At 62.2% G+C, this 21,551-nt stretch carries 22 protein-coding genes and 1 pseudogene; 5 read left to right on the top strand and 18 right to left on the bottom strand.

Annotation, left to right across the window (positions count from 1 at the left end):
* Positions 1 to 10: 10 nt before the first annotated feature.
* From rsmA to lptF, 6 genes are read right to left on the bottom strand one after another with little or no spacing between them, the layout of a single operon-like run.
* On the bottom strand, positions 11 to 853 hold the full coding sequence (gene rsmA, locus RA29_RS14855) for a 16S rRNA (adenine(1518)-N(6)/adenine(1519)-N(6))-dimethyltransferase RsmA (protein WP_039687188.1): 843 nt from the start codon (positions 851 to 853) through the stop codon (positions 11 to 13).
* The gene (pdxA, locus tag RA29_RS14850; protein ID WP_039687186.1) at positions 850 to 1,812 is read right to left on the bottom strand and encodes a 4-hydroxythreonine-4-phosphate dehydrogenase PdxA; all 963 of its coding nucleotides are present in this window, start codon (positions 1,810 to 1,812) and stop codon (positions 850 to 852) included. The genes rsmA and pdxA overlap by 4 nt, the downstream gene beginning before the upstream one ends.
* Positions 1,809 to 3,038, bottom strand: a complete 1,230-nt coding sequence (locus RA29_RS14845) for a peptidylprolyl isomerase (protein ID WP_039687852.1) — start codon at positions 3,036 to 3,038, stop codon at positions 1,809 to 1,811. Before RA29_RS14845 ends, pdxA begins: the two co-directional genes overlap by 4 nt.
* Positions 3,035 to 5,221, bottom strand: a complete 2,187-nt coding sequence (gene lptD, locus RA29_RS14840; RefSeq protein ID WP_152613022.1) for an LPS assembly protein LptD — start codon at positions 5,219 to 5,221, stop codon at positions 3,035 to 3,037. Before lptD ends, RA29_RS14845 begins: the two co-directional genes overlap by 4 nt.
* Before the next feature lies 1 nt (position 5,222).
* Positions 5,223 to 6,320 carry an LPS export ABC transporter permease LptG gene (gene lptG / locus RA29_RS14835; protein ID WP_039687850.1) on the bottom strand — a complete coding sequence of 366 codons (1,098 nt, stop codon included), beginning with the start codon at positions 6,318 to 6,320 and terminating at the stop codon, positions 5,223 to 5,225.
* Entirely contained in the window at positions 6,317 to 7,423 is a 1,107-nt protein-coding gene (lptF, locus tag RA29_RS14830) for an LPS export ABC transporter permease LptF (RefSeq protein ID WP_342666421.1), read from the bottom strand. Before lptF ends, lptG begins: the two co-directional genes overlap by 4 nt.
* Before the next feature lie 195 nt (positions 7,424 to 7,618).
* Here lptF and RA29_RS14825 point away from each other — a divergent pair, with 195 nt between their 5' ends.
* Both RA29_RS14825 and RA29_RS14820 read left to right on the top strand, forming a co-directional pair.
* A complete protein-coding gene (locus RA29_RS14825; RefSeq protein WP_039687181.1) occupies positions 7,619 to 9,091 on the top strand; it encodes a leucyl aminopeptidase in 1,473 nt (490 codons plus the stop codon).
* A 1-nt stretch (position 9,092) separates the two neighbouring features.
* Entirely contained in the window at positions 9,093 to 9,548 is a 456-nt protein-coding gene (locus RA29_RS14820; RefSeq protein WP_039687179.1) for a DNA polymerase III subunit chi, read from the top strand.
* Here the strand turns inward: RA29_RS14820 and RA29_RS14815 are convergent.
* The 3 genes from RA29_RS14815 to RA29_RS14805 form a co-directional block, all read right to left on the bottom strand.
* Positions 9,545 to 10,135 carry a TIGR02281 family clan AA aspartic protease gene (locus tag RA29_RS14815; RefSeq protein ID WP_342666420.1) on the bottom strand — a complete coding sequence of 197 codons (591 nt, stop codon included), beginning with the start codon at positions 10,133 to 10,135 and terminating at the stop codon, positions 9,545 to 9,547. The two genes, RA29_RS14820 and RA29_RS14815, sit on opposite strands and share 4 nt — an antisense overlap.
* Positions 10,136 to 10,157: 22 nt before the next feature.
* On the bottom strand, positions 10,158 to 10,781 hold the full coding sequence (locus RA29_RS14810; protein WP_039687177.1) for a MarC family protein: 624 nt from the start codon (positions 10,779 to 10,781) through the stop codon (positions 10,158 to 10,160).
* Positions 10,782 to 10,877: 96 nt separating this feature from the next.
* A complete protein-coding gene (locus RA29_RS14805) occupies positions 10,878 to 12,725 on the bottom strand; it encodes an ABC-F family ATP-binding cassette domain-containing protein (protein WP_039687175.1) in 1,848 nt (615 codons plus the stop codon).
* A 45-nt stretch (positions 12,726 to 12,770) separates the two neighbouring features.
* Here RA29_RS14805 and RA29_RS14800 point away from each other — a divergent pair, with 45 nt between their 5' ends.
* Both RA29_RS14800 and ndk read left to right on the top strand, forming a co-directional pair.
* On the top strand, positions 12,771 to 13,964 hold the full coding sequence (locus RA29_RS14800; RefSeq protein WP_039687173.1) for a multidrug effflux MFS transporter: 1,194 nt from the start codon (positions 12,771 to 12,773) through the stop codon (positions 13,962 to 13,964).
* A gap of 60 nt (positions 13,965 to 14,024) precedes the next feature.
* Positions 14,025 to 14,447: a nucleoside-diphosphate kinase gene (gene ndk / locus RA29_RS14795; protein ID WP_039687171.1), complete on the top strand. Its 423-nt coding sequence runs from the start codon at positions 14,025 to 14,027 to the stop codon at positions 14,445 to 14,447.
* Positions 14,448 to 15,114: 667 nt separating this feature from the next.
* Here ndk and RA29_RS22465 read toward each other — a convergent pair.
* From RA29_RS22465 to RA29_RS14770, 4 genes and pseudogenes are all read right to left on the bottom strand, one after another.
* Positions 15,115 to 15,318: pseudogene (locus RA29_RS22465) on the bottom strand (YqaE/Pmp3 family membrane protein).
* Positions 15,319 to 15,355: 37 nt separating this feature from the next.
* Positions 15,356 to 15,685, bottom strand: a complete 330-nt coding sequence (locus tag RA29_RS14780; protein ID WP_039687165.1) for a TfoX/Sxy family protein — start codon at positions 15,683 to 15,685, stop codon at positions 15,356 to 15,358.
* A 243-nt stretch (positions 15,686 to 15,928) separates the two neighbouring features.
* Entirely contained in the window at positions 15,929 to 16,858 is a 930-nt protein-coding gene (locus RA29_RS14775; protein ID WP_039687163.1) for an aldose epimerase family protein, read from the bottom strand.
* Between the two features lie 47 nt (positions 16,859 to 16,905).
* Positions 16,906 to 17,361 carry a GNAT family N-acetyltransferase gene (locus RA29_RS14770; protein WP_039687161.1) on the bottom strand — a complete coding sequence of 152 codons (456 nt, stop codon included), beginning with the start codon at positions 17,359 to 17,361 and terminating at the stop codon, positions 16,906 to 16,908.
* Positions 17,362 to 17,461: 100 nt separating this feature from the next.
* Here RA29_RS14770 and RA29_RS14765 point away from each other — a divergent pair, with 100 nt between their 5' ends.
* Positions 17,462 to 18,403: an aminotransferase class IV gene (locus RA29_RS14765; protein WP_039687159.1), complete on the top strand. Its 942-nt coding sequence runs from the start codon at positions 17,462 to 17,464 to the stop codon at positions 18,401 to 18,403.
* 111 nt (positions 18,404 to 18,514) lie between these two features.
* Here the strand turns inward: RA29_RS14765 and RA29_RS14760 are convergent, their stop codons facing one another.
* The 5 genes from RA29_RS14760 to RA29_RS22885 form a co-directional block, all read right to left on the bottom strand.
* Complete coding sequence (locus RA29_RS14760) at positions 18,515 to 19,042, bottom strand: GNAT family N-acetyltransferase (RefSeq protein WP_082029545.1); 528 nt, start codon at positions 19,040 to 19,042, stop codon at positions 18,515 to 18,517.
* A 171-nt stretch (positions 19,043 to 19,213) separates the two neighbouring features.
* Positions 19,214 to 20,038 carry a thiopeptide-type bacteriocin biosynthesis protein gene (locus tag RA29_RS14755; protein WP_039687155.1) on the bottom strand — a complete coding sequence of 275 codons (825 nt, stop codon included), beginning with the start codon at positions 20,036 to 20,038 and terminating at the stop codon, positions 19,214 to 19,216.
* 148 nt (positions 20,039 to 20,186) lie between these two features.
* Positions 20,187 to 20,435, bottom strand: a complete 249-nt coding sequence (locus tag RA29_RS14750) for a hypothetical protein (protein ID WP_152613021.1) — start codon at positions 20,433 to 20,435, stop codon at positions 20,187 to 20,189.
* 169 nt (positions 20,436 to 20,604) lie between these two features.
* Positions 20,605 to 21,096, bottom strand: a complete 492-nt coding sequence (locus RA29_RS22890; protein WP_152613020.1) for a hypothetical protein — start codon at positions 21,094 to 21,096, stop codon at positions 20,605 to 20,607.
* Positions 21,089 to 21,475, bottom strand: coding sequence for a hypothetical protein (locus RA29_RS22885; RefSeq protein ID WP_152613019.1), 387 nt, complete (start codon positions 21,473 to 21,475; stop codon positions 21,089 to 21,091). The genes RA29_RS22890 and RA29_RS22885 overlap by 8 nt, the downstream gene beginning before the upstream one ends.
* Positions 21,476 to 21,551: the final 76 nt, after the last annotated feature.

Below are 21,551 nucleotides of genomic sequence, written 5' to 3'. Positions count from 1 at the left end.
CCTTTTTCGTTTAGCCCTTGGCGACTTCGCGGGCGAGGGCGCAGAACCCTTCCAGCGGGACCTGCTCGGCCCGGTCTGTCGGTTTGATCCCGGCAGCCCTCAACCGATCTTCGATGTCCGTTGCCGTGCCTTTCAAAGCAGCCCGCAGCATCTTACGCCGTTGATTGAACGCGGCAGCCACGACGCGGCTGAGCACGGAGGCGTCCGCCTCGAACCTCGGCTTGGGCAGGGCGGTGATGTGGACCACCGCGCTTGAGACCTTGGGCGGCGGCGTGAACGCGCCAGGGGGCAGAGACATCACGATCCGCGCATCGGCGCGCCATTGCGCCAATACGGCCAAGCGGCCATAGGCTTTCGATCCAGGCTGCGCCACAATACGCTCCGCCACTTCGCGCTGGAACATCAGCGTCAGCGACTGCCAGAACGGCGGCCATGTCGGCGGCGTGAGCCAGCGTACCAACAATTCGGTCCCCACATTGTAGGGCAGGTTCGCCGCCACCCGGATGGGCGGGGTCAGATGCGCCAGCGGATCAATGTCGAGCGCGTCGCCCTCAATCACTTGCAAGCGGCCTGGATAGCGGTCGCCAATCTCGGCCAGTGCGGGCAGGCAGCGCGCGTCCTTTTCGATGGCGAGTACCTTGCGCGCGCCTTCGGACAGAAGCCCCCGGGTCAGACCACCGGGGCCCGGGCCGATCTCGAGCACATCCGATCCGCTCAGCTCACCGGCTTGCCGCGCGATCTTGGCCGTCAGGTTGAGGTCCAGAAGAAAGTTCTGCCCCAGCGCTTTGCGTGCGCTTAGCCCGTGGGTCGCGATCACCTCGCGCAGCGGGGGCAGATCGTCAATCGCACTCATGCACCTTGCGCCATCTTGTGGGCCAGACGGATCGCTTCGATCATGCTTGTGGGGTTGGCGATGTCGCGCCCTGCAATGTCAAAGGCGGTGCCGTGATCGGGCGAGGTGCGGATGATTGGCAAGCCGAGTGTCACGTTTACGCCGCGGTCGAAATCCAGCGTTTTGATCGGGATCAGAGCCTGATCGTGGTACATGCAGATCGCCGCGTCATAGCGGGCGCGCGCGGCAGCATGAAACATAGTGTCAGCCGGCCAGGGGCCGCTAACCTCAAGGCCGTCTGCCGCCATCTCAGCAATCAGGTCCCCGATCCAGTCCAATTCCTGCCGGCCCATTGCGCCCCCTTCGCCCGCATGGGGGTTCAGCCCCGCCACCGCGATACGGGGGGCGGGCAAGTGGAATTGCTCGCGCAGTGCGGCTGCGGTGATTTCAATTGTGTTACGCAACAGCTTGGGTGTTAGGGCTATGGGCACCTCTTCAAGCGCGATGTGGATTGTTGTGGGGACCACGCGCAGCGCGTCCGAGGCAAGCATCATGACGGCGCGCGGCGCGCCCGTCAGCGCCTCCAAATATTCGGTGTGACCGGGATAGGCGAAACCAGCACCGTCCATGAGAACTTTCTTGTGGATCGGCGCGGTGCAGAGCGCTGCCGCATCTCCGCGCGTGACCAGTTCGACCGCGCGCGCGATCACGTCGATCACGCCTTGGGCGTTCTCAAGTGTCGGGGTGCCCGGAGTTGCAGGCGACGGAAACTCGTGGCGCAGAACGGGCAGGGCATCGCCTGCCGTGGCTTCGGTGCAGTCGGCGATTTCTGTCCATGGCGTGTCTTCCGGCAGATGGCGGGGGTCGCCCAGCCAAACCATCGGAACCTCACGGCGCAGTGCCGCCCATGCCTTGGCCGCGATTTCCGGGCCGATGCCCGCCGGTTCGCCACAGCAGATGGCGACGGGCTTTGCGGTCATTCGAGAATGCGCACGTCGGCTTCTGCGCGCAGTTCGGCCAGCAAAGTCTCGGAAAACGCATTCAGACGCTGGTTGCGCAGTTGGGTTGCAACGGCACCGCGATCAACTTCCTGATCTTCTTCAAGCGCTGGGGTCCGGCCGCACAGCATCAGGAAGACAAGCGTATTCCCGTTGGCGCGTGTCAGCGTCGTCGACACCTCGCCGGGGTCCAGCTTGGACAACTCAATCGCGATGTCATTCGGGATCTCATCCGGCGGCAGGCTGCCGCGATCCAGAACCGACGGGTCCTGACCTTGAGCGATACCATATAGGTCGTCGCAACGGTCCACGCGCGCTGCAATCGACTGGGCGCGCGACAGCGCCTCGGGCGTTCGGCCGCCATTGATGTAGTAGGCGGCGTACTCGATGGCAGAGAAGGTTTGTTGCGGCGCTTCGGTCTCGCGAATGTCGCGCAACTGGAACAGCGCCACGGCATTCGGGATCTGCAAAGGCGCGGTCACATCGCCCGGTCCAAGCGCCAGCAGCAGCGGGCGGAGGACAGGCGGTAGTTCGGAGATTGGGGTCCAGGGCAGACGACCACCTGCATCGCGGGATGCGGTTGCGGAAAACTGGCGAGCAAAGCTCGAAAACTCTGCCTCGGAGGTGGTCTGGGCAATGATTTCGGCTTGCTCAAGCACTTGCTCGGCCTCTTGCGGCGGGGCAGGGATGATGATCTCGGACACCAGCACCTCGATGCCGGAGTTGCCGCGGGTGGATTGGACGGCGCGATCAATCTCGCGCTCGTCAATGCTGACGCGGCTGCCAAAGCGCGCGCGGATATAGTCGCGCCAGACAAGCTGGATATTGACGAAATCGCGGAAGGTTTCTTCGGCAATGCCTTCGCTGGCGATGCCTTGAATGAATTCTTCGGTGCTCAGGTCCGCGCGGCCTGCAAATTCGGCCAGACCTGCGGCCAGTTCGTCCGGTCCCAAAATGATGCCAACAGCGCGGGTTTCCGCCTCGCGCAGTCGGTCGCGGATCAATTCTTCGATCACTTCGCTGCGGCTGCCGCCGCTCGCCCCGAGAACGCGCAGGAATCGCTGGCGCTGCTGCACCTCGAACTCTGTGATCGTGCGCTGATCAACTTGTGCCACGGGGTCGAATAGTCCCTGCGCCGGTGCCTGCGCCGTGGACAGGATCAGGGCGCATGTTGCAACCAACGTTTGCCGAAATGTCTTACCGCTCATCTTGCCTGCTTTCCGCATGATCGTGCTTCGACGCGCTCTCCGGTATTCACCGAAAATCCACGCAAGGACACTGTTAACCCCAGACTGGTGGAGGGCTCAAGGGTTGTCGAGTCTGCGAAGGTGCGATTGACTGACAGGCCTACGCTGACGCATTCGTTAGTATAGGCGATCCCAGCGCCTGCGGTGGCTGCGCGCCCTTCCTCTAGATCGTAGCGCCAGGTCGCGTTTGCGGTCCAGAACCGGTCGATCGTGAAACCACCGTCAAAGGTGACCTCGCCAATATTGGATTCGAGATCAATGGCCGGGTCTTCGGATATCCAGACATAGCTGCCGCCGACGCGCAGCCTGTTTCCGCTCCACGCGCCGCGCACCTCGGCTTTGGAGACGTCAAAGTTTTCGTTGAACAACGTCCGTCCGGACAGTGCCAGCCCGCTTTCAAGCTCGACCTGGCCGGCCAACAGGAAGTCCGACGTGGTGCCGGACAGGCCTGAGGTGTCGTTAAAATTAACCTGTTCCTCTTCGCGCAGGATCTGGGCCAGTGTCAGGCTTGCCGACCAACCGTCGGGATCCAGCCGCGCCCATGTGCCGCCATAGGCGAGTGCCCACCCACGTTCGCGCCGGTCCTCGGATGGAAAGCGGCTGAGCGACAGCAGGTTGCCTTCGTCAAATTCCACCCGCGTGCTTTCGTCATTCGGCACAAACAGCCCGTCACCGCCGGTCCATGAAAGCTGTGCGATGGGTTCGAAGAATTGCCGCACACCGTTGTTGCCGCGCCGCACCAGCGGGTAGCGCAGGGTGATCCCGGCCTTGGGCGCAAGCCCGCTGTCGCCACTGCCAAAGGTCGCGTCGTCACTTACGCGGATGACATCTGCGGCCAGACCAAGGGTGGATTGCACCTGAAGGCCGCCGAACTGCATACTGCGCAGCCATTCCGCATCGAAACTGAAACGCAGCACATCGGTGCCGTCTACGAACCCGTCGCCATCGGCATCGAAATCCACCTTCGATGGACGCTCATGGGCATGGGCCTCGGCTGCCAAACGTATCTCGCCCCCGATGCGGCCGGGATGAAAGCGCCGCTCATATAGCGCGTCGACAACGTCCGACGGCAGTAGATCGTCATCCTCGCTGTCTCGCAGGGATTTGAAGTTCACGTAGGACAGCCGGATGAACTCGTCCCTGCGTGTGCGGGTCAACTGGATCGAACTGTCGAGCCGGTCTTTGCCAAATAGGCCGTAGTCATTGAGATAAGCATCGTCCGATACGGATTCGATGTCGAATTCGAGAACGAAGTCGCGACGCAGCGCGAACTCACCCGCCGCAAAGATGTAGCCGCGCGTGTCATCGGGCTGCAGGTCGTCGTCTGAATAAGCACCCTCGACGATGATTCTGCCGCGCCGGAAGGCTTGCCGGTAGCGGAATTCAAGCGTGCGCGTGCCGCTTGAAAAGTAGGGGGTGAGGGTGAGATCGCGGTGATCGCCCAATCTGAAGAAGTAGGGCACGGCCAGACCGGTGCCGAGGCGCGAGTTGAAGCGAATTTGCGGAAACAGCACGCCTGTCGCGCGGGCAAGCGTCGGGTCGGGCAGGCGCAGCCGTGGCAGATAGAAGATCGGTGTGTTCAGCACCCTCAACTGTGCCCCGTCGAAATAGAGCTGACGCTCTTCCTGATCGTGGATGACCCGCTTGGCCCGGATTTGCCACAGCGGTGGGCGCGGATCTCCTTCGCAAATGCGGCAGGACGTGACGGCGGTCTTGTAAAGCTGCGTGTACCGGCCGCCGACCCGGTTCATCTGGACGGATGCGAGTTGCAGCTGGTCATTGAGCACGAGCCGCGCGCCGGTCAGGAGGCCGTTTTCGAGGTCTTCGCTCAATTCCGCCTGGCTGGCCAGGATCAGCACGCCCTCGCCATCTTCGATCACGATCGGGCCTGTGATCGTCAGTGCACCTGTATCGGGATTGTATTCGATGGCCTGTGCACTCAGTCGGGTGGTGCCCTGAAACGCCTCGACATTACCGCGGGCAATCAGGCGACGGTCGCGCGTGACCTCTATGTCATCCGCGACGAGGACGGCAGCCGGCGCCTCGGTCGAGGAGACATCGGGTTCTGCCTGGGCATGCGCGTGGCCGGTCAGAGCGGCCAAGAGCAGGCCGATGGCAATCATATGCAGAAAGACGTGCCGCACCCTAGCCATCCTCAGCCCTGAGAAGCAGCCCGAGCGCCAGAAGGATAGACGCAATCGGCGGCGCCCACGCTGCAAGCAGCACGGGTATCTGGCCATTTTCGCCCAGTATCTGTGCAAAGCTTCGGATGAAGTACAAGCCAAACCCCAGCAACACCGCAGCCAGCACTGCCGTGCCGGTTCCCCCGAACCGGGTATGGCGCATCGTGAAGGCTGCGGCAACCAGAACCATGCCCATCAAAAAGATCGGACGGGCGAGTTCGGACTGCATCCAGACGACATGTTTGCGCGCGGAGAAGCCGGCCTGCTCAAGCTGTTCGATAAACTCGGGCATGTCCCAGATCGAAACGCCGGCCGGTGTGCCCAGACGCTCTCGTATGCTGTCGAGCGTGAGGGTCGAGGGCACTTCGAGCAATTCGTGTTCGACCGCGTTGGCCTCGGGGTTGATGCCCACGATCAGGGGCCATGCCTTGGCCTTGCGCAGCGACCATGCGCCATCGCGCAGGGCGGCACTTGCGGCTTCGATGCGTTGGATGGGCCCGCCATTGGGTGCGTAGGCGACAAAGGTCACGCCATACAGCACGGATGCATCGGCGTTTGATCGCGCAGCGCGGATCACGGTCTGGCCGTTTTCGCCGCCTTGCCGCAGCCACAGGCCTTCTTCGGAGATCGACAGGGCTGACACGCCGCCTGAACGGTAGGTTTCCGCCAGCGCGGCATAGCGCTTCGACGTGGCGGCAACCATGGGCCCCAGCGTGGTTGTGGCGAGGATGCCGATGATAAGCGACACGGCAACGGGACCGATCAAGGCCCGCAACGCTGACCGGCCCGCGGCCCGCGTCACCACAAGTTCCGACGACCGGGCCAGAGATATGAACAGTGCAACCGTGCCAAGGATCATGATGAGCGGGAGGATCTGGTTCAGCGTTTCCGGCACATTCAGCAGTGTCAGCCCGATCCGCTTGCCGAAGCCGACGTCGAACTGCGCGAACCGTCTGGTTTGATCAATTAGATCGACAAGCGCCACCAAAGCCGTCAGAACCGCGGCAATTCCGAGCAGGGCAAGTGCGAACCGGCGCGCGAAGTAGAGATGTAGGATCATGTCGCGCGCACCCGCAAGCGGCGCAGTCGCGCGCCGCCGCCCGAAGCGACCCACAACAGCGTGGCGGTCAGCCCCAGGCCAAGCATCGAAGGTGTGTAGAGGATCGGCCACATGCGCGCGTCCTCCAGGACGGGCGTGGACAGCGGGCTGCGCATCCCGTCAAGGGCGATCAACAGCAGAAATGCGATCACCACCTCACGCCATGCACCGAACCGCGAATAGCCGCCGACCAGCAATATCGCGAAACCGATCAGCGCGGTGACAAGGCAGAAGGCCGCGCGTGCAAACCGGCTGTGAACCTCTTCGGCTATGGCTCCGGGCGTGGTGCCAAGCGCCTGCGCCGTTTCAGTCCAGCCTTGCAACAGCTCGTGTGTCCACAAGAACGGCAGGGACGGCGCGATATGATCTTCGCCGCTCATCAGTGGCGAGATGTCGAACGAGAAATCCTGGAACTTGGCCGTCGACAGCCGGTTGTCATCTGTCGCAAGCCGTTGGGCCAGACCATCCACCATGATCAATGCGGTACCCTCAGCGCCCCGCACCAAGTAGGCTTCGGCCGCGGTGTAGATCACCCGCTCGTTCGGCGTGCGCCTGTCGGCAAGGAACACATCCTGTAAAACGCCATCTTCGTCGATGGCGCGGGTATAGAAAGTCACGCCCGGTGTCGGGCTGAGAAATGTGCCCTCGGTCAGCAGGCGCGAGGTGATGTTGCGCGAAATCTCTGCCTCGCGCTGGGTCAGTTGTTCGCTGGCCGCAGGGACGAGGATGTGGCTGAGAACCGACATCATCAGCGCCGAGATCAGGCCGAACGCGGCAACGGGCCGCGCCAGACGCCACGGCGATGTGCCCGTCGACATCATCACCGTCAGCTCGCTTTCATTGTTCAGCCGGTTGGTCACATAGACTGCGGCGGCGAAGGTCGCGATGGGCAGCACCGTTGTGATCAGGCGCGGCAGGCCCAGAGCGGAGAATTCAAGAAAGACAAGTGCAGTTTGCCCGTCGCCGATCAATCGGTCGAACAATTGCACGGCGCGGTTGATCCAGAAAACGGACACCAGCACGAGGGCGAAAAAGCCAAAGAGCCACATGAGCTGTGACAACATATAGCGGTCAAATCGGACCAAGTGCCCCCCGGTTGTGGTGTGTTCGTCTTTTTGAACGCGGCAGCATTCGTGGAGAACCTACCCCAACCGACGCGCGGGGAAAACTCCAAAACTGATGCCAAATCGCACCCGGGGTGCTGGTCAGTGGCACGGTGGCGCGTTACGTCTTGTCCAAAGACATAGCCGGAGCACCCAATGACCGACCTGACCCCTGTCACCTTCACTGCAACCGACCTTGATGCCATTGCGGGACACGAGGGCCGCGTCGCCGTCATCGTCACGCCGGACGGCAAGCTGGAGCAGAGTGCGCGGCGCGCCAACCGGCTGACCAAGGGGGCTGTCCAGCGCTTTGTCGACAGCGAGGGCTTTGCAAAGGTAAAGCCGGGACAGGTGACGAGCTTCGCGTGGCCCGTGGGCATGGCGGCTGAGGCGCTTGATGTTGTGTGCTTGGCGCGCAATCACGCGGTGGAGGATGCGCGCAAGGCGGGGTCGGCCCTCGGCAAACTGCGGGGCGGCAAGGCGGTGCTTCTTGCAGCAGATGGCGCCCGCCGTGTGGCTGAGGTAGCCTTTGGCCTCGTCATGCGGGACTACGACTTTTCCGCTCACAAGACCGATGCCAAGGACAGCGACACAGGCGTGACTGTCATGTGCTCGAAACCCGATGAGGCCGAAGCGGCTGCGGCCCCGCTGATGGCGATTGCCGACGGTGCGTTCATGACCCGCGACCTGACCAATGAACCCGCAAACGTGCTGACGACAACCGAGTTTGCCAACCGCCTCGTCGAGATGAAGAACCTTGGCCTCGATGTCGAAGTGCTTGAAGAGGCAGAGCTGGAAAAGCTGGGCATGCGCACGCTGCTGTCCGTGGGGCAGGGATCTGACAGTCCTTCAAAGGTTGTGGTCATGCAGTGGAACGGGGGCGAGACGGGTGCGGCACCTCTGGCTTTGGTGGGCAAGGGTGTCGTGTTTGACACCGGCGGCATCAGCCTAAAACCAGCCGCGGGCATGGAAGACATGACCATGGACATGGGCGGTGCGGGTGTTGTTGCGGGCACCATGCGGGCGCTGGCAAAGCGCAAGGCCAAGGCGAATATCGTGGGTCTGGTTGGCCTTGTTGAGAATATGCCCTCGGGCAATGCGACCCGGCCCGGTGACGTGGTGACGTCGATGAAGGGCGATACGGTCGAGATCATCAACACCGATGCTGAGGGGCGGCTCGTTCTGTGTGACGTGATGTGGTACGCGCAGGACCGGTTTGAACCCGCAGGTATGGTAGATCTGGCGACGCTGACGGGTGCCATCATCATCGGGCTGGGTCACGAAAAGGCGGGCGTGTTTTCCAACAATGACGACTTCTGCAATGCCTTCCTGAAGGCGGCGGACACGGAAAATGAGGGCGCGTGGCGGATGCCGCTGGGCAAGGCCTATGACGAGCAGCTCAAGTCCCGGATTGCAGACATGAAGAATGTTGGCGGACGGCCAGCCGGCTCGATCACGGCGGCGCAGTTTCTGCAGCGCTTCGTGAAAGAGGACACGCCCTGGATTCACCTCGACATCGCGGGTGTGGCCTCGGTCAAGTCGGCCACGGCGCTGGCACCCGCGGGCGCCACGGGTTGGGGCGTGATGGCGCTGAACCGCCTTGTGGCCGATGGGTACGAGACGGAGTGATATGGGCGCTGCCTATTTCTATCACCTGACGCGCCGCCCGCTTGAGGACACGCTGACCATGCTGCTGGGCAAGGCCCTGCAAGCCGGTTGGCGCGTGGCGGTGCGCGGGCCGGATGCGGGGCGCCTGGGTTGGCTCGATGAAAAGCTGTGGCTGGGCGCGGATGAGGGGTTCTTGCCCCATGGGCTTGCGGGCGGTCCGCATGATGCGGATCAGCCTGTGTTGCTGACAACCGGCCCGGCTGCCAACAATGCGACCTGCGTCATGACCATCGACGGGGCAGAGGTCACGGCAGAGGAAGTTGCAGCACTCGACCGGGTGTGTGTGCTGTTTGACGGTAACGACCCTGAAGCGCTGAACGTCGCCCGTGCGCAATGGAAGGCGCTGAAGGACGCGGGCGCATCGGCGCAGTATTGGTCCGAGGAAAGCGGGCGCTGGGAGAAAAAGGCCGAGACCTAGCGGCTCAGCGTCATTTCTCCGCCCGCGATTTCGATCCGGCCCCAGCGCTGCAGATAGCCCATGCCCAACAGGGATTGACCCAGCTCGCCGTCGTTCACGACCGCAGGCACGTTGGTGTCTTCATGCGGACCAATTGCCACGCTTTCCAGTCGAACCGGGGCTGTGCGCACTTCACCATTTGCTGTTGCCGCGCGGCCCAGAAAGTTCAGGTTGGCCGGATCCAGTCCGACAGCCTCGGCATCGGCGCGGTTCAGCACGATGTCTGTCGCACCCGTATCCACGATGAAATCCGTGGCCTGACCATTGATGTCGAGCGTTAGGTAGTAGTGCCCGTCAAAGTTGCGCGGGATGATGATGGTGCCGCTGTCGTCAAACCGGGTCTGGTTGGCCAGCAGGTCGTCCTGGATGTCGTCCCACAGGCCCACCACGCCGATGGCTCCGATGAAGATCAGCGCCCAGATCGCCGCCATCTGCAGGGTCTGGCTGAGTTTCAGCTTGGTGGACAGCAGGAAGCCGCCCCCTAGCACTAGCGCGAAGGTGCCAAGATAGATCAGTTGTGCAATGCTGTCGCCGCTCATACCGCTCATATAGGTCAGGTGCGTATGGGTTTCAGCCCGACATCAACCCGAAATTGCGCAGACCGTCCAGCACGAACTGGACCGACAGGGCGGCTAGCAGCATACCCAGAAGGCGGGTGACGACTGTGATGCCGGTCTTGCCAAGGGCGCGTTCAATCAGGCCGGAGGCGAGGAACAGGACAAGGCAGACGCCCAGAACAAGGGCGGTGATGGCGAGGACAAGGGCCAGCCCCTCCACCCCTGGTTTCTGGCCGGTGAGCAGGATAACGGACGCGATGGCACCTGGTCCGGCAATCAGGGGGATGGCAAGGGGGAAGACCGACGGATCGTCGTGGTCGGTATCTTCGGATTGATCTTCGCGCCGCTTGGTGCGCCGTTCGAACAGCATGTCGAGGGCGGTCAGAAACAGAAGGACACCGCCCGCGACCCGGAAGGCGGGCATGGAGATGCCGATAAAGCCCAGCACGGCCTCTCCGAAGAGGGCAAAGACGATCAGGATGATCATGCCGATGGCGCAGGCGCGCAGGGCGATGGCGCGCCGTTGGCGTTCGGGGACGCCTTGGGTGAGGGCGACGAATAAGGGGGCCAGCCCGATGGGGTCGATCACCACGAACATGGTCACGAAGGCGGTGATGAGAAAGGCGGTGTCGATCATGGTGGTGTCAAAATGTGCGCCTTTGGCGCGTTCGATTTATTCTTGAATGGGGGCTCTGCCCCCAAACCCCCGAGGTATTTTGGGCCAGAAGAAAGATCAGGCGCGTTCGGCGGTTTCGAGTTTTTCAAGGTCCTGCATCCAGATGCTTTCAGCGCGGTCCAGGGCGTCCATGACCTCGGCATACTTCTTTTGCCAGACTTCCATTTCCGAGATGTTTTCGTCTTCGTACAGGTTTGGATCGGCCAGTTTGTCTGCCAGCTTGTCTCGCATCTGGTTCAGCTTTTCGACGCGTGCTTCGGATTTGCGGACTTCGGAGCGGAGGGCGAGGATCGCGTCGCGGCTGGGTTTCTTGGGTTTTGGGGCGTCGGCTTTTTGGGTCTTGGCCGGTTTGCCGTCGCTGAGCAGGAGCTTGCGGTAGGTTTCTAGATCGTCGTCAAACGGTTTGACGGTGCCGTTCGACACCAGCCATAGGCGATCGGCCACAAGTTCCAGAAGGTGCATGTCGTGGCTGACGAGGATCACCGCGCCGGTGTAGTTGGTGAGCGCTTCGACCAGCGCCTCGCGACTTTCGATGTCGAGGTGGTTGGTCGGCTCGTCGAGGATGAGCATGTGCGGGGCGTCAAGCGTAGCGAGCAGGAGCGACAGGCGTGCCTTTTGGCCGCCGGATAGCTGGCCTACGACCGTGTCCGCTTGTTCCGCCATGAGCCCGAAACCCGAAAGCCGCGCGCGCCATTTGGCTGGGCTTTCTCCGGGTCGTTCGCGGCGCAAGTGATCAAGTGGGGTTTCGTCGATATGCAGCTCGTCCACCTGGTGCTGGGCGAAGTAGCCGATCCGCAGCTTGGACGATTTGGTCATCTTGCCCGACATCGAGGGCAGCCGGTCGCTGAGCAGTTTGGACAGGGTCGACTTGCCCTGACCGTTCTTACCCAGCAGGGCGATACGGTCGTCTTGGTCGATGCGCAGGTTCAGTTTGTTTAACACCGTTGTGTCGCCGTAGCCGGTGCTGGACCCGTCGAGGTGGATGATGGGGGGCGAGAGCTCTTCAGGGTTGGGGAAGTCAAAGCGTTTCAGCCCAGCCTCTTGCGGGGTGGTGATCGGCTGCATCTTGGCCAGCGCCTTGAGCCGGGATTGAGCCTGCCGCGCCTTGTCGGCCTTGTAGCGGAAGCGGTCCACATAGGATTGCAGATGGGCGCGGCGCGCTTCCTGTTTCTTGGCTTGGGCGGCGGCGAGCGCCAGCTTTTCGGCCCGTTGGCGGGCGAATTGGTCGTAGGGGCCCTGGTAGTAGGTCAGCTTGCGGTCTTCGAGGTGCAGGATGCTGCCCACGGCGCGGTTCAGAAGGCCGCGGTCGTGGCTGATGATGACGACTGTGTGGGGATATTTGGCAAGGTAGCTTTCCAGCCACAGCGCCCCTTCGAGGTCGAGATAGTTGGTGGGCTCATCGAGCAGCAGGAGGTCAGGCTGGGCAAAGAGGACGGCGGCGAGGGCCACGCGCATGCGCCAGCCACCGGAGAAGTCAGCGCAGGGTTTGAGCTGGTCTTCGTCGTCGAAGCCGAGTCCCTTGAGTATGGTGGCGGCGCGCGCCTCTGCCGACCAGGCGTCGATGTCGGCAAGGCGGGTCTGGATTTCGGCGATGCGGGTGGCGTCTTCGGTCTCTTCTGCCAGCAGCGCTGCGCGCTCCGTGTCCGCGGCCAGCACCGTGTCGAGCAGGGAGGTGTCGGAGGCTGGGACCTCTTGCGCCACGCCGCCGATCCGCGCGCCAGAGGGCAGGGAGATGTCGCCTGATTCCAGCGCCAATTCCCCGCGGATCAGACGGAAAAGCGTGGTCTTGCCGGTGCCATTGCGGCCCACGAGGCCGACCTTGTGGCCCTCGGGGATCACGGCGCTGGCCCCCTCGAACAGGGGGCGGCCCGCGATGGCGTAGGTGATGTCGGATATGCGCAGCATAGGCGCGCTCTAGCAGAGGGTTGCGGGGCGTGCTAGCCCCGGCGGATGACCCGGACGCCGCCCCACCTTGTGACCCTCGTTTTGCTGACGGCGCTGAGTGTGCTGACGCTGAATATGTTTCTACCTGCGCTGCCTGCGATGCGCGAAGCGTTCGGGGTGTCGGAGGCGGTCATGGGGCGGTCCATTTCCCTCTACATGCTGACGGCTGCCGTATTGCAGGTGCTGATCGGGCCGCTGTCGGATCGGGTCGGGCGGCGGCCTGTGATCCTCGGGCTGCTTGTCGTCTACGCGGTGGCGTCGGTGCTGTGTTCGATGGCGGACAACATCACGCTGTTTCTGATCGCGCGGACAGGGCAGGCCGTGGCTGTGGGGGGCAGCGTGCTCGCCTCTGCCGTGGTGCGGGATATGTATGACGGGCGCGTGGCGGCGGCGAAGCTGTCACTGATTGCCTCGGCCATGGCGATTGCGCCGATGCTGGCGCCTATGGTGGGTGGAGTGCTCGACACTGCCTTTGGCTGGCGGTCGGTTTTTGTGACCTATGGGGCGCTGGCGCTGGGACTGTTGGTATGGTGCTGGCGGGACCTGAGCGAGACGCATGCACCCGGGCCGGGACGTCGGATGGAGTTTGGGGCGCTGCTGCGCGCGCGGCTCTTCTGGGCGTATGTCGGGGTGCAAGCCCTTGGGGTTGGGACGTTTTTCATGTTTCTGACCGGCGCGCCCTTTGTGGCGGCAGATGTGTTTGGGCTGAACCCGGCGCAGATCGGGATCGGGTTGGGGTCCACGACGGCGGGGTTCATCCTGGGGGCCGGTGTGTCGGCGCGGCTGGTGCAGCGGGTGGGGCCGATGCGGTTGATCCTGCTGGGCCGAGTGGTGCCGATTGCGGGGCTGGGTTTGGCCTTTGCCTACTACGCTAGCGGTGGGGCGCTGGTCTGGCCGCTGTTTTTGAGCACGGTGACAGTGGGGATCGGCAATGGCCTATCGCTGGCCAATGCCAATGCGGGAGCGCTGTCGGTGCGGCCCGATCTGGCGGGCAGTGCGTCGGGGTTCGGCGGTGCGATTGTGCTGGCTGTCGGCGCGGGGCTGAGTTGGGTGACGACGGCTGTGTTAAGCGGGCGGGCGACGGCGGATGGGCTCCTGCTTTTGATGCTTATCACCCTTGGTCTGGCGCTGATTGCAGCACTGGCCGCCGCGGCCTGGGAGACAAGCGAGACAGGGGTTTCCAAGCCCAAAACCCCGTGATACGGGGGCGCAGAATTTTGCACCGGGACGGTCCCGGATGCCGCTGACAGGAGAGACCCAATGGCGCTCGAACGCACCTTTTCCATCATCAAACCCGATGCCACCCGCCGCAACCTGACAGGTGCGATCAACGCCAAGTTCGAAGAGGCGGGCCTGCGCATCGTGGCGCAAAAGCGCATCCATCTGACCAAGGCGCAGGCGGGTGTATTCTATGCCGTGCATGCGGAGCGCCCGTTCTATGACGAGCTGTGCGAATTCATGGCGTCGGCCCCGATCGTGGCGCAGGTTCTGGAAGGTGAGGGCGCCATTGCCAAGAACCGCGAAGTGATGGGTGCGACCAACCCCGCCGACGCTGAGCCGGGGACGATCCGGGCGGAGTTTGCGGAGAGCGTGGGTGAGAACTCGGTTCACGGGTCGGACGCGCCGGAGACGGCTGCGGTCGAGATCGCCTACTTCTTCTCGGGTCTGGAGTTGGTGGGCTAAGCCTGCCGCACCTTCCGTGCAGATGTGATACACCGGCGTGCCCTTCGGGTGCGCCGGTTTTTTGTTGATTGATGAGTGGTTAATGGGGCGTGCGCGCAACGGATGTTGTTTTAGATGTGTTTGAAGTTCAAGTACATTCGGTAACTATCTGAAAATAATTTATTTTTATCGCTTCTGGGGTCGATGACGCCTATGCACCACCCGTACACCCCTTGTGCACCCCCTGTACACCGGCGTTGTGCCCTTTTGCCGGAAAGCCACCGGATGTAGTATCCGGCAGAGCTTGGCCATTGATGGTTAATAGAACGTGACCGTACCGTGCGATGCTGGCTCTGGATGTCGTTCAAAATGCCTTTGCAACAAGGCTGCGTTGCGGGTGTTGGCTCTCCAACCGATATCAGAGAGATCGTCTACCAGCGAGATGAATCCGATTACGGCATCTATGCCGACGTGTCCCAGCATGCGCGCTTTCAATGCACCGTGTGTACGCATGCGGTGCGCCCTCAGTTCGATGTAACCCGCAGACCTGAGGGTCAGGACGTAGCACGCGCCGGAGATCAGGCCGAGAATGCTGTGGAGGCTCACGTGCACCTCGACTATGGGCAAGCGCACCGCCCGGTCCATGGTCCGGGCGATGCGGTCGAGATGGTCAAGTTGTGCCGCTCGATCAGGTATGTTCTGGCGTGCGGGCGATGATGCAGACGGCGGGCACGATGCCGGGGATGTAGCCCAAAAGGGCCATCAGGATGTTGATCCAGAAATGCTTGCCAATGCCGACTTACAGGAACACGGCCAGCGGGGGCAGAACGATACAGAGGATGATGCGGATCAGGTCCGTTGTGCCGTCCTTTCGGCTGTGCTGCGTTTGCACAACTGACCTAGGGACGGCGATGGAAGTTCCCAAAGTGTCAGGGTTTGGCGATCACGCCGATCTCGTCCAGCGCGCGTTCAAAGGCGCTGAGGTCCTTGTCGAAGGCTTGCGCCTTGATCGCGTCGAAGCGTTTGCGCAGCGCCTTTTTCTCGTCGCCCTTGCAGTCGTTCCAGGGGCGGCCCTGCAGCCCCATGACGAGCACGTAGTAGCCGATGAAATGAGGGCGTATGCCGCTGCGCAGGAGCCGGGCATAGGCTTCGTCGGCGCCTAGCGTGCGGAGGGTTTCGGCATCGTGAATACCTGCCTTGGCACAGGCGGCGTCCATGGCCGGACCAAGGTTGCGGATGGAGGATACAGGCTCGCTCATGCCGCGACCATATCCAGCCGTCTCCGCGGTGTCACGCCGCGTTAGATGCTGGCGTAGTCCGTGATCACCGGGGCCGGTTTGGACTCTTTCTTGGGTTGCGGTTGCGGCGGTTGTTGTGCCGCCTCGGGGCGTGGTTTGCTCGACATTTCGTTACCTCTTACGTTTTGTCGCTGGCCGCGAACAGGATGCGACCACTTCACCCCAGCACGGGTCTGTGCCGAGGTCATGGCTGAAATGTGGCTATTATGTGGCGCGCTTAAGCAGCGGTGTCAGCCTATATGTCGTGGTCTGCACGTAAGGGTGATCCGGCGTTACGATGACATCCGGGAAATGTGTGTGGTTGACGGCGTCGGGCCAGCCCTGCGGTTCCAGCGCGATGCCTGCGAGGGGGGCGATGTTCGCCTGCGGGATCTCGGGCAGGAACGCGCCGGAATAGGCCTGTAGCCCCGATTCCGTGCTGTCGATCTGCAGCGTGTGGGTCTTTGTGTGCAAGATCGCCATTGGACGCGGGGTCGGTGACGTCATGTCTGCCACGCAAAAATTGTGATCCGTGCCGGGATCAATGGGCCTTGGGGTGCGGTGGTCGAAAGGCGTGCCCGCGACCGGGGCGATGCGGCCCGTGGGCAGGTTTGCGTCATCTGTAGGCAGGTAGTGGTCGGCGTGGATGCGCAGGCTGTGGCCGCCCGTGACCCGCCAGTAAGGGTGATGCGCGATGGAGGCGGGTGTGGGCGCGTCCGTGGTCATTGCGATGCGTAGCGTCAGGGTGTTCGATGTGAGTGTGAACGTGACCGACACGTCCCGGTTGCCGGGCAGGCCGCCATGGCCATCGGGCAGGTGGCAGGTGAACGTCAGTGTAGCATTGTCCTGTGCGCTCGCCGTCCATTGCATCCGGTCGAGGCCATCTGGCCCGCTGTGCAGCGCCGTGGTTCCGTTTTCGTTGCAGGGCATTTGGTGAACGACGGCGCCCAAAGGCACCTTGCCGCCGCGCACCCGGTTTGCCAAAGGCCCTACGATGGTGCCCCCGTATGTGTCGCGCAGTGCCGAGGTGATGCCTTCATCCGCGTCGAGGATCAGGTTTGGTCCGCCATCAAGGTGCAGGCTGCGCATGCGTGCGCCATCGGGGTCGAAGGTGGCCGTTAGGCGGTCGGAATGGATCGTGTAGGTCGTCGTCATCGCCGCACCATGGCGCAGGTGTTTGCCCCATGCAAACGGGTCCGTGCCTAGAGGTCGTAGCGTTTGCAGACCAGCCCGTCGGGTTCGCGGTAGGTGCGGAAGCCCATGGCTTCGTAATAGGCCTGGCCCTCGGCGTTGGTGGCACCGATGGAGGCGTCGATGGAGGACAGACCGGCCTCGCGCGCGGCCTGTCGTGTGATGGGAAAAAGTGTGCGTCCGACACCGCGCCGCGCGGCCGAGGGGGCGATATGGGTGCCGATGACGCCCCAGCCGGGCTCCACCCCCCACGGGTTGCCGGGTGTTGCGAGGCTCAGGGCCTGGAAGCCGAGGATGGTGCCGTCCTCTTCCGCCACGGTCAGGCGAATCCTGTTTTCGCCGAGGATGTAATAGTTGCGCACGTGGTCCGGATCGTCCCGGCTGGTGCGTTTGCCCAAGGCGGTCAGCTCCTGCAGGAACGCGCTCATCTGCTCCACGTCGTCGAGTGTGCCGTCCCGTGTGATCATGTCCGTCCGCTCCCCTGTGTTTGGCACAGGTGTAGGGCAGGGCGCATCCGAGTGCAAAGCGCCTTGCGCGGTGCAGTGGCGGGGTGGCATGACGGTGCCTATGACAGACACCCCCATCTCGACCCATGACGCCGCCGCTGATGAGCGCAACGATCACATTCTGATCTATGTCGATGGCCAGATTGTGCCGCGTGATCAGGCGGTTGTGTCCGTTTATGACAGTGGGTTCATGTTGGGCGATGGGATCTGGGAAGGTTTGCGCCTCTGTGACGGGCATATCCCGTTTTTCGACGACCATCTGGATCGGTTGTTCGAGGCGGCGGCCTATACCGAGATTGACATTGGGCTGGACCGGGATGCGCTGAAAGGTGCGGTGTGGAAAACGTTGCAAGCCAATGAGATGCACACGGATGTTCATGTACGCCTGATGGTGACGCGGGGCCGCAAGGCCAAGCCGTTCCAGCATCCGCATCTGAGCCTGTGGGGGTCAACCATCGTCATCATCGCCGAGCATTCGAAACCGGATGAGAGCGTGGTGGCGCGTGGCATCCGGCTGCATACGGTGCCGCATCATCGGGGTCTGCCGCTGACGCAGGATGCGAAGCTGAACTCGCATTCCAAGCTGAACTGCATCATCGCCCTGAACCATGCCGTCCGGGCGGGGGCGGATGAGGCTCTGATGCTCGACCCCTTTGGCTTTGTGAACACGACCAACGCCTGCAACTTCTTCATCGTGAAGAAAGGGGCGGTTTGGACCTCGACCGGGGACTATTGCATGAACGGGATCACCCGGCAGAAGGTGATTGATCTGTGCCGGGCGGAGGGCATCCCGGTGTTCGAGCGGAACTATTCGCTGGTCGATACCTACAGCGCGGATGAGGCGTTTCTGACCGGCACCTTCGGGGCGCAGACCCCGGTGTTCGAGATTGACGGGCGGGTGATCGGCGGTGGCGTGGCCGGGCCGGTGTTTTTGCGGCTGAGGGCGGCGTACAAGGCGCTGATTGCGGAGAGCCGGTTTAACGCGCCGGACGCATCGGGTTAGGGTCACTAGTTTGACATGAAGGTGGCAATTGTGCGCTCTACCCGTTTGAAGCAACAGATCCCGACCTGATATCGTTCGTTTGGTTGGGGGGCGCCGTCTATAGCCGCGATGTCAGATCTCCAGGGTGCTGCGTTTGGCGGCCATGATGCTGAGCGTGCACATGTGTCCGGGGAAGAGTTCTGTTTCGATGCGCCCGGCTGTCGTAAAGCCGAGCGCGGTGTAAAAAGCGATGGCATCGTGGCTTTCGGTATAGACCTGCACCTCAACCATCGCGTCATCCGCCAGATCCGCGCAAAGTGCTGCCATGATACGGCGCCCTATGCCGGTCCGGTGCAGGGCGGGGTCGACGTAGAAGCCCCACGCATAGAGCGTGCCGTGGCGCAGGACACCGACGCCCATGCCGACAAGGTTTTCTTGGCTGCGCGCTGCAACGAGCCGTCGGTCATCGACATCTTCGGCGAGGATCTCGGCGGTCTGGACCCTTTCGACGTTGTCTAGGATGTCAGCCGTCGCCATTGACGGGTAGGCCGCTGCAAAGCAGCGTTTGAGGAAAGCCTGCGCTTCGGACAGGGAAATGGCGCCCGGGGCCACGAGGGTTCGGCTTTGTGGGGTAGGCTGCGGAGTGGTATCTTTCTGCATGTGCTTGTCTCCTGCGCGCAGAATGCGGCGCCGCGCGGTGCGGGTGAAGCTGTTTTTATGCCTCACGGTTCAATCGGATTGGCGCATCGCATGCGTTGCCAGCTGTCCACACGATGAGCTACCGGCACCGCCTGGGCGCGGCGCCGGTTGGTGATGCGGCTGGGTGCGGGGTCATCCTGCAAGGGCGCGTGGCGTTTGTTCATCCTGAAGCGCAACCTGGTTCCATATCTCCGGATAGGCGTGCAGGCAGGTTTGCGCGGCAAGATAGATCCGGTGCTCTTCCTCGCGCGACCAGTGGGGCATGAGCCGGTTGAGCGACATGTTGATGAGGGACGTCGTGACATTTTCGAGTGTTGTCGAAAAATGAGGGCTTTGGCCAAGCTGCGTCAGGCGCTGTGCACTCTGTGCGTGGATCATCGGGGCCGGGTATGAACTGCCTTCCTTAATTGCGGCAATCGCGGCGGACACATCTTCCCGATATGCGCCGCGCTCGGCCCCCGTGCTGGTGCGCAATCGTTGACACATGTGCCTGATCAGATCCTGCGACTGTGTCCTGGTCATCGCCACGGCCCGGTACCATCCGAGGGTGAGAGCGACCGCCGCGGGACGTGCGGTGTCTGCGGTATAGCGCCCCTCGGCCGCCAGTGCCTTGATCGTCGTGATGGCCTGTTTGCTGTCAAAGCTGAACAGTTTTTCGACGCATGGCATCGCTGCCTTTCCGCCGAAGCGCGCCCATTCCCGGCGGTAGGGTTCAATTGTCCAGCGGTCGATCTGACCGTCGCGCATCATGCGGTCGAGCAACGTGCCGACGCGCTGAAGGACCTCTTGAGAGCCCTCGGCGTTGCCGGCAAAAAGGCGCAGGCGAAAATGTGTGTCCCCGTCCGCGTATCTAACAAAAAACCACTTCGCGAGCATGCCGCGCGCTTCGAGCTGGTCCAACCTGGGCGACAACACTTCCAGAAGCATCGCCAGCAAACGGTCCTGCCGTCCATACATCTTGACGCTGAGAATGGGCCCAAGGACGGGCTCGTATGTTGGATCGAGAGGATGTGCGGAGACTGAGGTCGGCTTAATCGGGGTCGAGGGGCGGCCGCCTGTGCTGAACCTGACCATTGTCTCGGCCCCTGTGACAGTCCGATCCTGTTCAGGCCATGTCACAGTGCCGAGCGTCAGGGCGAGCTTCAAAATCACCGTGCAAAGCCGCCTGCACGCCGAAGGTCAGAAAGGCATCAGCCAGCCAATCGTGTTCCCTGGCTTCAGTGGGCTCCGCGATATCTGTTTCGTTGTCGCGGTTCTCCAAACCGGGCTCGTCCAGCATTTCTTGAAAAATCGCCAACGGGCATTCTTCGTCATCTTTGGGTGTCGCTACGTTGGCGGCGAGTGCTTGTTCCAAGTGTCCGACTGTGAACCCGGCATCAATAGCGTCCGCAATGTCCCATCCCGGGAAGCATGCCGCAGACACCTGACTGGCGAGGGCTTCTGGCTCGAGGCATACAATTTCCCGGGCGCCCACGTCTGCCAGAATTTGCTACAAAGCCTCAGCTGCCTTTCGCCCGGGCGTATCATTGTCGGGCAGAACGATCACCCTGCGACCGATGAGTGGCGCGAAGTCTGTTTTGCGGATGGCCTGGGCACCATTCATCCATGTCGTGGCAACATAGCCGGGGAATGCTCTCGCGGCCGCAATGACACATTTCTCTCCTTCGCAGAGAAGTACTGGCGTATCGGGCCTTTGCGACAGCTCGACCAAGTTGAACAAGGGCCACCGCCCTTGCAAGACCCTTGAAGTGCCACATCGGATCGCCGTGCATGTTGCGCCAGAGGGTTACCGGCCGGAAGATCTTGCCACGATTGCCGTCCATGTAACTTGCGATGTAGCACGCGCAGACGCCATCTGCGTGCTGATACCCGTAGATCGCTTCAAGGTCCCGACTATCCAGAACCAAATTAGGCGCGGGAAAATCAGCAGGAACCCTTTCAATGATCTCGCATTCAGGCGTGATGTCCGAGTCATTGAAGACCATGTCGCGGGGAAAAAAGGGGGCATCAGTCATTGTCGATCCCCAGGATACCAGCAAGCTCTTTCGCGGCTTCGATCTGACGCGTTCCCCGGACGTAGGCGACAAAAGAAATGATATCTCCGCCGCTGCCGCCGGTCGCAAAGTCCGCCCACAAGCCGGAACGTACATTGATGCAGAAGCTGCCGATGTTGCGGTCTGCGCGGGTAACCGCACAAGCTCTGTGGTGGTGACGTGCCGATGCGCAGAAAATCAAGGGTTTAGGCGAAAACTCATAGAGCCAAGAACACAAAAGACTACCAAACCATCTCGGGCGCGCTTTGACGCGCCCTTTTTCATTTGAGCAGATACTTTGCCGTTTTCGACCCGCCCAGCGGTCAGTATTCGATATATATTTCGACGAATATTTTGACATTAACTGTCGCGTTCCCACATAGAGATCGCACGAGGCTCGACGTCTAGTGCATCGTGAGCCGCCGAGTATGTGGAGA

Origin of the sequence: Tateyamaria sp. ANG-S1, from assembly GCF_000814025.1 — a bacterium.
Classification (GTDB): domain Bacteria; phylum Pseudomonadota; class Alphaproteobacteria; order Rhodobacterales; family Rhodobacteraceae; genus Tateyamaria.
The sequence above is the reverse complement of the archived record's forward strand: the minus strand, read 5'-3'. Positions and strand labels throughout refer to the sequence as shown.